The 8,979-nt window shown below is 67.3% G+C and carries 7 protein-coding genes; 3 read left to right on the forward strand and 4 right to left on the reverse strand.

Going from position 1 to position 8,979, the window contains the following annotated elements:
* Positions 1 to 318: 318 nt before the first annotated feature.
* Positions 319 to 2,529, forward strand: a complete 2,211-nt coding sequence (gene katG / locus AC3G88_RS25880) for a catalase/peroxidase HPI (protein ID WP_488773745.1) — start codon at positions 319 to 321, stop codon at positions 2,527 to 2,529.
* Between the two features lie 146 nt (positions 2,530 to 2,675).
* Positions 2,676 to 2,855 carry a hypothetical protein gene (locus AC3G88_RS25885; protein ID WP_153948055.1) on the forward strand — a complete coding sequence of 60 codons (180 nt, stop codon included), beginning with the start codon at positions 2,676 to 2,678 and terminating at the stop codon, positions 2,853 to 2,855.
* Here the strand turns inward: AC3G88_RS25885 and AC3G88_RS25890 are convergent.
* From AC3G88_RS25890 to AC3G88_RS25905, 4 genes are read right to left on the reverse strand one after another with little or no spacing between them, the layout of a single operon-like run.
* A complete protein-coding gene (locus AC3G88_RS25890; protein ID WP_488773666.1) occupies positions 2,852 to 3,562 on the reverse strand; it encodes a DUF2459 domain-containing protein in 711 nt (236 codons plus the stop codon). The genes AC3G88_RS25885 and AC3G88_RS25890 overlap by 4 nt on opposite strands.
* The gene (gene chrA / locus AC3G88_RS25895) at positions 3,559 to 4,749 is read right to left on the reverse strand and encodes a chromate efflux transporter (protein WP_488773665.1); all 1,191 of its coding nucleotides are present in this window, start codon (positions 4,747 to 4,749) and stop codon (positions 3,559 to 3,561) included. Before chrA ends, AC3G88_RS25890 begins: the two co-directional genes overlap by 4 nt.
* On the reverse strand, positions 4,746 to 6,131 hold the full coding sequence (locus AC3G88_RS25900) for an ATP-binding protein (RefSeq protein ID WP_488773664.1): 1,386 nt from the start codon (positions 6,129 to 6,131) through the stop codon (positions 4,746 to 4,748). The genes chrA and AC3G88_RS25900 overlap by 4 nt, the downstream gene beginning before the upstream one ends.
* Entirely contained in the window at positions 6,128 to 6,847 is a 720-nt protein-coding gene (locus tag AC3G88_RS25905; protein ID WP_488773663.1) for a response regulator, read from the reverse strand. Before AC3G88_RS25905 ends, AC3G88_RS25900 begins: the two co-directional genes overlap by 4 nt.
* A gap of 220 nt (positions 6,848 to 7,067) precedes the next feature.
* On the opposite strand from AC3G88_RS25905, the gene AC3G88_RS25910 reads away from it, so the two are divergent.
* On the forward strand, positions 7,068 to 8,831 hold the full coding sequence (locus AC3G88_RS25910; RefSeq protein WP_488894105.1) for a glycosyltransferase family 39 protein: 1,764 nt from the start codon (positions 7,068 to 7,070) through the stop codon (positions 8,829 to 8,831).
* Positions 8,832 to 8,979 lie beyond the last annotated feature (148 nt).

Genomic DNA, 8,979 nt, shown 5'->3' on the forward strand with positions numbered 1-8,979 from the left:
TCAGCATATTCAGCGGCCATGTGATTCGCATGGCGACGCGGTATTCCAATTGACTTGGCTAATCAAGCCAATTGAAACAATTGAATTTTCCCGGGATAACCGTCCACGTAGAGTGCAAAACGCTTGCTGCCGGCCGCGTCCGGCCGTATTCACTGACAAGTGAATATTTGCCGAACGCGCGCAGGAAGCCCCGCGAGAAAGGCCGAGATATCCCCATTTTGCATTTCAATTCACTTGCATTACGGCAGCGGCTTTTGTAACCAACTACAAGGAGGTATTGATTCCATGAACATCGGAAAAACTTTAAAACTTTCCGTCATGGCGGTGGCCGTATCTGCCGCGCTGTACACCAATCCGCTGGTGGCGAGTACGGATGTGACGCCCAATAGTTTCTGGTGGCCAGAGCAACTTGACCTGCAGCCCCTGCGTTTCAATTCGGCGGAATCCGATCCCATGGGCAAGGCCTTCAATTATGCGGAGGCATTTAAGACGCTCGATATCGAGGCGGTCAAGCGGGACATCGCCGGGGTCATGAAGACTTCCCAGCCCTGGTGGCCAGCTGACTTCGGCAACTATGGGCCGTTCTTTATCCGCATGGCCTGGCACGGCGCGGGCGTCTATCGCGTCTTCGATGGCCGGGGCGGCGCTTCGGGCGCCCAGCAGCGGTTCGAACCGCTCAACAGCTGGCCGGACAACGTCGGCCTGGACAAGGCGCGACGCCTGCTGTGGCCGGTCAAGCAGAAGTACGGCCAGAAGATCTCGTGGGGCGACCTCATGGTCCTGGCAGGCAACGTGGCGCTGGAAGAAATGGGCTTCAAGACATTCGGCTACGCCGGCGGGCGCGTGGACGACTGGGAAGCCGAGATGGTGAACTGGGGCCCGGAAAAGAAGATGCTTGCCCATCAACGCCAGGATGCGAAGGGCGCCCTGAAGAAGCCCTACGCGGCAACCGAGATGGGGCTCATCTACGTCAATCCCGAAGGCCCCGCAGGCAAGCCCGACCCGCTGGCTTCGGCCAAGGAGATCCGCGAGACCTTTGGCCGCATGAGCATGGACGATGTGGACACGGTGGCGCTGATCGCCGGCGGACACACCTTCGGCAAGGCGCACGGCGCGCACAAGCCGGCCGGCTGCGTGGGCAAGGAGCCGGCTGCCGCCGGTCTGGAAGAGCAGGGGCTGGGCTGGGTCAGCAAATGTGGCACGGGACATGGCGTGGACACCGTCAACAGCGGCCTGGAAGGTGCTTGGTCGACCAATCCGACGCGTTGGACCCACGAATTCCTGACGTGGCTCTACAGCTTCGACTGGGAAACGACCAAGGGCCCGGGCGGCGCGATCCAGTGGGTGCCCAAGAACAACGCCAGCGCCAATTTCGTGCCCGATGCCCATGATCCGAAGAAGCGGCACAAGCTGATGATGTTCACCACGGACATCGCGCTGAAGATGGACCCCGAGTACCACAAGATCTCGAAGCGATTCCTCGAAAATCCGAAGGAATTCGAGGACGCGTTCGCCAGGGCGTGGTTCAAGCTCATGCATCGCGACCTGGGGCCGAAGTCGCGCTACCTCGGGCCCGATGTGCCCAAGGAAGACCTGATCTGGCAGGATCCGATTCCTCCGGTCGATCACAAGCTGGTGGACGACAAGGACGTGGCCAGCCTGAAGACCACCATCCTGTCGTCGGGCCTGACCATCCCCGAGCTGGTCCGCACCGCCTGGGCATCGGCCGCGACCTTCCGGGTGACGGATATGCGCGGTGGCGCCAACGGTGCGCGCATTCGCCTGGCGCCGCAGAAGGATTGGGGGGTCAACGACCCGGCCGAGCTTGCCAAGGTGCTGAATCGTCTCGAAGCCATCCAGAAGGACTTCAATGCGGCGCAGAAGGGCAGCGGCAAGAAGGTGTCGCTGGCCGACCTCATCGTGCTGGGCGGGACGGCGGCCGTGGAAGACGCGGCCAAAAAGGGCGGTTACAAGCTGAATGTGCCGTTCACGCCGGGCCGCATGGACGCCACGGCGGAACAGACCAGCGTGCAGTCCTTCGCCGTGCTTGAGCCGGTGGCCGACGGCTTCCGCAACTACTATGGCAAGCAGAGCCCCCGCTCGCCGGCGGACATGCTGGTCGAGCGCGCGAGCTACCTGAACCTGAGGGTTCCCGAGATGACCGTGCTGGTAGGCGGCATGCGGGCGCTGGGCGCCAATGCCGGCGGCACGCGCCACGGTGTGTTCACCGACCGGCCCGGCACGCTGAGCAACGACTTCTTTGTCAATCTGCTCGACATGTCCACCAAGTGGTCGAAGTCATCGACCGACCAGGGGATGTATGAGGGCCGCGACCGTGCGACCGGCAAGGTCAAGTGGCAGGCTACCCCGGTGGACCTGATCTTCGGGTCGAATGCGGAGCTGCGCGCCGTCGCGGAAGTCTATGGCTCTGACGACAGCAAGGAAAAGTTCGTGCAGGACTTTGCCAAGGCCTGGGTCAAGGTCATGAACCTCGATCGCTTCGACAAGGCGGCGGCGACCGGGCTCTGACCGGGCGCTGACCGGGCCCCCGAGGCGCCAACCGGGCGGGTCGCAACGGCCCGCCCGGCACGGACGCCTTGCGGCAGGTGTCGCAATCTGAACGTGGCTATCTATACTGGCTCTGTCGCGTGCCCGTGCACGCGGGGGAGCCAGCCATGACACCGAGCCGAATCGCCGCGATCGCCGTGATCGCCCGCATCGCCGTCCTCCTGCTGCCGGTCAGCCTTGCCGGCTGCGTATCGATCAGCAGCAGCGATCCCAACCCGCCGCAATCGTCCACCGTGGTCACGCCTGCCGGCAGTGCAACCACCGTCTGCAGCCCCGGCCCCTGCTAGGGCGCCGGCCGTGCGCCCTGTCGCGCGGCGGCCAGATCCCGCACCTGTCGCATGACGCCCTCGGCGAACAGCACCGGGCCGTGCATCGGGATGCCCGCTTCGCGCAACGCGTCGGCCGTCCAAGTATTGCAGGTATAGAAGCCGTTGTAGCGCGCCGTGGCGCCGAAGTAGAGACCGCCGGGATAGGGGCCGTTGCCCAGCCCCAGCGGCTCGCCGGCGTCGTTTTCCTGGATCGTCCGGTTCAGGAACGCACGCAGGCGGCCGATGCCGGCTTCGTCCAGTTCCAGGTCCACCACATTGCCCGCGCCGAACGCGGCGGCCGGGGTATCGCGCAGGATCGTCAGCAGGATGGCGCCATCGCCGGGCAGCAGGGCCGACAGCAGCGTCAGCGGACCGCGCTCGCCGGTGATCAGGTAGTGGCGGTCGCCAAAGCCAAAACAGAGATAGGTGGAACCGTCATAGCCCCGGGTCACGCGCAGGAGCCGCGCATCGGCATCGACGCTGCGGATGCAGATGTCGGTGTGCCAGTCGCGCTCGACCACCGAGATGGCGGTGACCGGTGGCGCTGCCACGGCCGCCGGTGCCGTGGCGCAGCCGTATATGAGCAGGGTGGTGGCCAGGGTGGTGGCCGCGTGGGTCAGGGCGATGCGCAGGCGGCCGGGCATGGTCACGCGGCCGCCACGGTGCGCCATCGATTCCGGTCTCATGCGATGCCGGCCGCCTGCAGCCCCCAGCCGGCCAGCGCGCACGCCAGCACCACGGCCCATGGCGGCACGCGCCAGACGGCCAGCGCAACCAGCGCCAGCAGGGCCAGCGCGAAATCCGCCGGAGCCAGCACGGCGCTGGTCCAGACCGGGTGATACAAGGCCGCCAGCAGCAGTCCCACCACCGCCGCGTTGACACCTGCCAGCGCGGCACGCGTGGCGCCATGGCGGCGCAGCCGTTCCCAGAAGGGCAGCGCGCCGAAGACCAGCAGGAACGACGGCGCGAAGATGGCCAACAGGCAGAGCGCGCCGCCGGCCCAGCCGTTGGGCGCCAGCGTACCGGCGGCGCCCAGGAAGGCGGCGAACGTGAAGAGCGGCCCGGGCACCGCCTGCGCCGCGCCGTAGCCGGCCAGGAACGTATCGTTGTCCACCCAGCCTGGCGGGACCACGGCGGCCTGCAGCAGCGGCAGCACGACGTGCCCGCCGCCGAAGACCAGCGCCCCGGCGCGGTAGAAGGCATCGAACAGGGCCACCGCGTGATCGCCGGAGGCGCGTGCGGCAAACGGCAATCCCACCAGCAACACCGCGAAGGCGACCAGGCACAGCAGCGCCACGCCATGGCCCACCGGCACGGACAGCGGCTCGTGCGGCACGGCCGCGCCACTGCGGAAGCGGCGCGCGCCAATCAGGCCGGCCACCACCATCACGCCGAGCTGGCACGCCGGCGACGGCACCAGGCTGACCGCCACGGCGGACAGCGCCATCAGCGTGATACGCGGGGCGTCGGGGCAGAGCGACCGGGCCATGCCCCAGACTGCCTGCGCCACCACGGCCACCGCCGCCCCCTTGAGCCCATGCAGCGCGCCGGCCGGCATGAGATTGCCATAGCGCGACAGGCCCAGCGCAAACAGGATCAGCGCCACGGCGGAAGGCAGCGTGAAGCCGATCCACGCCGCCAGCGCGCCCAGGTAGCCGGCGCGTGACAGGCCCACCACCATGCCCACCTGGCTACTGGCCGGGCCCGGCAGGAACTGGCACAGCGCCACGATATCGGCATAGGCGTGTTCGCTGAGCCAGCGGCGCTGCGCCACGAACGCCTCGCGAAAATACCCCAGGTGTGCCACCGGGCCCCCAAACGACGTCAGGCCCAGGCGCAGGAACACCACAAACACTTCCCACGCGGCGCTCATGCCTGGCTGGCCTTGGGGTTGTTCATGCGGATGGTCGCCACCAGCCCGGTGCCTTCCGACGCCGGCCGGTTGGCCAGGTCGATCGACAGTCCGTGCAGTTCGGCAATGCGCCGCGCGATGGAAATGCCGAGGCCGGTGCCCTGTTCATGCTGCGAGCCGCCCCGGAAGAAGCGGCTGCCCAGCCGCGCCAGCTGGTCCGGCTGCACGCCGGGGCCGCGGTCGGCCACCACGATGCAGTCGGGCCCGAAGGTCAGCGTGACGGTAGACCCCGCGGGGCTGTAGCGCAGCGCGTTGTCCATCAGGTTGCGCAGCATGGTGCCAAGCAGCGTGGGGTCGCCGCAAACGTCGATGGGTTTGACGTCGGGGCGCGGCCAGACGATCTCCATGTCGACATGGCGGCGTTCGGCCAGCAGGAGGCAGTCGGACAGCACATGCTGCGACACATCGCGCCAGTTCACCGCGCTGCACGAGGGCGGGCCGTTCTCGTCCTCCAGCCGGCTCATCGTCAGCAGTTGCGATACCAGATGGCTCAGGCGGTCGATGCCGGCTTCGACGTTGATGGCGGCCTGGGCACGCTCGGCCGGGTCGGCGGAGCGCCGGGCCACGTCCCACTGCGCCTTCAGCGCGGCCAGCGGCGTGCGCATTTCGTGCGCGGCATCGGCGGTCAGCCGGCGTTCGTGTTCGAGCAGCGCCGATACGCGGTCCAGCAGGCGGTTCATCGCTTGCACCAGCGGCGCCAGTTCGGGCGGCGCATCGTGCAGCGAGATCGGCGTGGGATCGCCCGGGGCCCGCGTGGCGATGGTGTGCGACAGCGCCAGCATCGGATGCAGCATCCGGCGGATGCCCCACACCAGCAGCGTGGTCAGCAGCGGCAGCCCCACCACCCAGGGCAGCACCTGCGCCTGCAGGTACGACCACACCAGTTCCTCGCGCTCGGCCATGATCTGGCCCACGCAGACGCGCCAGCCGGCCGCGGGACCATCCAGATAGTAAAGGCGCCATGGCACGCCATCGATCTGCCGGTCGGTAAAACCGCGCACGCCGGGCAGGCGCGGCAGGCGGTCGCCGTCGGGATCGATGCGGAAGGGCTGGCCGGTGCCGCGCCAGGTGGCGATCGCCATGTCGCCAAGCCCGGCGGCGCCCAGGTCGCCCAGGTCGGTATCGCCGGGCACCATGCCGTCTGGCTGCGGGTGCGGCGGTACCGCGCCGGTGCTGATCAACGGCAGCACCGCCTGCATCTGCTGCGCCATGCGGACCATGGCGGTGTCATAGAACTCGTTGATCTCCATGCGCGCGTTCAGGAAGATCATGACGCTGGTGAGGACCCAGGCAAATGCCACCGATGCCAGCACGACCAGTATCAGCCGCCGCTGCAGGGTCATGCATCGTCCCCGGTGCCGATGCCGCTGTCGCTGCCGGTCGAGGGAGTTTCCAGCGCGTCGAGCGTGCCCAGCGTGTAGCCGGCGCCGCGCAGCGTGCGCACGATGCCGGGATGGATCTTGCGCCGCAGGTGGTGGATATGCACTTCGAGCGTATTGCTCTCGGAGCCTTTTTCCCACTCGTAAAGCTTGTCGCGCAGGAATTCGCGCGTCAGCACGCGGTTGGGGTGCGCCAGCAGCAGTTCCAGCAGCATCGATTCGCGGCTGGTCAGGTCCACCGACTTGCCTTGCCAGACGGCCAGCCGCGCGGCTGGGTGGTATTCGAGCGGACCGTGGCGCCACACCGGCTCGGGCATGCCCGCCGACCGGCGTGTGACGGCGCGCAGGCGGGCCGCCAGTTCGTCCAGATCCACGGGTTTGATCAGGTAGTCGTCGGCGCCGGCATCCAGCCCGCCGATGCGGCTTTGCACCGCGTCGCGGGCGGTCAGCACCACCACCGGCGTCGGGCGGCCCTGGTTGCGCCAGCGCGAGAGCAGCGTCACGCCGTCCTGGTCGGGCAGGCCCAGATCCAGCAGCACCGCGTCGTAGTGCATGGCGGCAATGGCGCGGTCGGCATCGGCCCCGGTACGGAACCAGTCCACGGCGTGGCCCATCAACTTCAGGCCGCGTTGCATGCCATCGCCCAGCATGGGGTCGTCTTCAACGATAAGTATTCTCATGAGCGAACTGCTTGAAACGGCTGTTTATTGGTATCGAGTAAGACGGGACGCATGATGCACTTGGAGCGGTCCAAGCGTAGCATCGTGGCGGGCCAGGTGCACGCTTAATCTGAAGTTAAGGCAGATTCCCTAATCTGCGCGCTCGATGCTCCGAGAACAATACGCGTGCGGGACGAATAAGGCACAAACGCGATTTCGGCGGCCCCTATCCGGACACGACATGCACCTTCCTCCTAGTAAGCAACGCATCACGCACGATGCGGCTGACCGCGCCCGTACGGTTTCGCTGCCGGCTGGCTTGCGCGTGTCTGCCGTGGCCGGCTGGACGGCGCTGTTCGTGGCCGTGGCGCTGCTGGTGTGGTTCGGTACGCTGGGCCTGCGGCACCTGGTGGGCCCCGACGAAGGGCGATACGCGGAAATCTCGCGCGAGATGCTGGCCACGGGCGACTGGGTCACCATCCGCTACAACGCGCTGAAGTATTTCGAGAAGCCGCCATTCCATATGTGGGCGACCGCCGCGACCTACGCGCTGTTCGGCGTGGGCGAATGGCAGGCGCGCCTGACCGTGGCGCTGGCCGGCCTGCTGGGCATTGGCATGTCGATGCTGGCGACCTGGCGCTGGTTCGGCCCGCGCGCCGCCGCGTTCGCGGGGCTGGCACTGCTGGCGGCGCCGATGTGGAGCGTGGCCGCGCATTTCAACACGCTCGACATGACGCTGGCTGGCGTGATGTCGTGCATCCTGGCCTGCATGCTTGTGGCCCAGCATCCCGATGCTTCACGGGCCAGCCGGCTGGGCTGGATGGTCGCGTGCTGGGCGGCGATGGGTGTCGCCATCCTGACCAAGGGGCTGGTGGGCATCGCGTTGCCCGGCCTGGTGCTGGTGGTCTATACGCTGGTCACGCGCGACTGGGGATTGTGGTGCAGGCTGCACTTGATGGCCGGCGCGGTAACGATGCTGGTGGTCGCCGTGCCGTGGTTCTACCTGGTGTCCGAGCGCAATCCCGAGTTCCTGAACTTCTTCTTTATCCACGAGCACTGGCAGCGATACACGTCCGGCGTGCATTCGCGCGGCGGTCCCATCGTGTACTTCGTGCCGCTGGTGCTGGCGGGCTTCCTGCCCTGGGCGGGCCTTTTCCCCCGGCTGTGGACGGCCATGCGCAGCGCGGCCCCGGCCGAGGATGCCACCACGCGCGCACGTTTCCGTCCGGCGTTGATGGCCGGCATCTGGGCCATCGCCATCTTCGTGTTCTTCAGCCTGTCGCGCTCGAAGCTGCCCGGCTACATCGTGCCGGTATTCCCGGCGCTGGGCATCCTGGCCGGCGTGGCGCTCGACCGCATGGATGCGCGCGCCTGGGGCCGCCAGCTGCGGGCCATGGTCATTGTTGCGATCTGCGGATTGCTGGCCAGCCCGATCGTGGCCACGCTGAACGCCAACCACACGCCCAATGCGTTCTACCGCGCCTATGCCGTCTGGGTCGCCGTGGCCTTCGTGGTGATGCTGCTGGCGACGCTGGCGGCGCGCATGCTGCTGCAGCGCCGTGGCGTGCTGCCCAGCGTGGCCGTCTACGCGCTGGGCATGTACATGGGATTCACCGCCGCGCTGCTCGGCCACGAGACGGTGGGCGGCCCGGCATCGGGCGCCGACCTGGTGCCGCAGATCCACCCGCGGCTGACGCCGGGCATGAAGCTGTACGGCGTCAACATGCTCGATCACACACTGCCGTTCTACCTGGGCCATCCGCTGACGATGGTGGGGGCGGCGGACGAACTGACATTCGGCACCACGGTGGAACCGCAGCGATGGGTGCCCGACATGGCGGCCTTCGCAACGGTCTGGAAGCAGGGCGAGCCCGCGATGGCGGTCATGTCGCCCCAGACCTACCTGGAACTGTCGCCAGGCCTACCGCTCTACGTCGTGGCGCGCGACTGGCGCCGTGTGGTGGTGACCAACGTCCCGGCTGAGCCGCCGCCACAGGCGCGCTAGACCGACCTTCGAACTACCCGTTTTGGCCGACACCGCGCGGCCCTTTTTCGTTTTGAAAGATTCCCGATCCATGCACCAAAAGCGAGTCCTGATTCTTGGCGTCAACGGCTTCATCGGCCACCACCTGACGCGCCGCATCCTGGAAACC

The organism is Cupriavidus sp. 86D6, from assembly GCF_057815095.1.

Excerpts from the sequence above, each read along its gene's own strand:
- AC3G88_RS25885 (WP_153948055.1), top strand. The coding sequence starts at position 2,676 with ATGACACCGAGCCGAATCGCCGCGATCGCCGTGATCGCCCGCATCGCC.
- katG (WP_488773745.1), top strand. The coding sequence starts at position 319 with ATGGCGGTGGCCGTATCTGCCGCGCTGTACACCAATCCGCTGGTGGCG.
- AC3G88_RS25890 (WP_488773666.1), bottom strand. The coding sequence starts at position 3,562 with ATGAGACCGGAATCGATGGCGCACCGTGGCGGCCGCGTGACCATGCCC.
- chrA (WP_488773665.1), bottom strand. The coding sequence starts at position 4,749 with ATGAGCGCCGCGTGGGAAGTGTTTGTGGTGTTCCTGCGCCTGGGCCTG.
- AC3G88_RS25900 (WP_488773664.1), bottom strand. The coding sequence starts at position 6,131 with ATGACCCTGCAGCGGCGGCTGATACTGGTCGTGCTGGCATCGGTGGCA.
- AC3G88_RS25910 (WP_488894105.1), top strand. The coding sequence starts at position 7,068 with ATGCACCTTCCTCCTAGTAAGCAACGCATCACGCACGATGCGGCTGAC.
- AC3G88_RS25905 (WP_488773663.1), bottom strand. The coding sequence starts at position 6,847 with ATGAGAATACTTATCGTTGAAGACGACCCCATGCTGGGCGATGGCATG.